This window comes from Pseudoxanthomonas kaohsiungensis (genome assembly GCF_010211765.1).
Taxonomy (GTDB): domain Bacteria; phylum Pseudomonadota; class Gammaproteobacteria; order Xanthomonadales; family Xanthomonadaceae; genus Pseudoxanthomonas; species Pseudoxanthomonas kaohsiungensis.
In genome coordinates this window covers 1-588 of sequence record NZ_PDWO01000071.1, presented here as the reverse complement: position 1 = coordinate 588, position 588 = coordinate 1, and the positions used below count along the sequence as shown (strand labels likewise).

Here is a 588-nt window from a genome sequence, read left to right as displayed (position 1 = left end):
GGTTCCACGCGCGGGTCGGTGGTGTAGACGCCGTCGACGTCGGTGTAGATCTGGCACTCGTCGGCCTTCATCGCCGCGGCGATGGCGACGCCCGTGGTGTCGGATCCGCCGCGACCGAGCGTCGCGGTCGAGCCGTCCGGCGACAGGCCCTGGAAACCCGCGACCACAGGGACGACGCCCTCGCGGCAGTCGGCCAGCAGCTTCTCGCCGTCGATGCTCTGGATGCGCGCCTTGCCGTAGGCCTCGTCGGTGCGGATTGCAACCTGCGGACCGGTGTACGAGCGGCTCTTCAGGCCGGCCTTCTGCAGGGCCAGCGCCAGCAGGCCGATCGTGACCTGCTCGCCGGTGGAAATGATCTGGTCGAGTTCACGCGCGCTGCCACGCGGGTTGATGCTCTTGGCGAGCTTGAGCAGGCGGTCGGTCTCGCCGGACATCGCGGAGACCACCACGACCACCTGGTGGCCCTGGTCGTGGAAGGATTTGACCTTGCTGGCGACGTGCTCGATGCGCTCGACCGAGCCCATCGAGGTGCCGCCGTATTTTTGAACGATGAGTGCCATGTCTTTGCTTGCTTGCCCGCGCTTGACC

The 588-nt window shown here is 67.3% G+C and carries 1 protein-coding gene; it reads right to left on the bottom strand.

Annotated features, from left to right (window positions below; all coding sequences use genetic code 11):
• Positions 1 to 560, bottom strand: a 560-nt coding sequence (locus CSC66_RS17350) for an aspartate kinase (protein WP_162378649.1), incomplete at its 3' end; no start/stop codon positions are given.
• Positions 561 to 588: the final 28 nt, after the last annotated feature.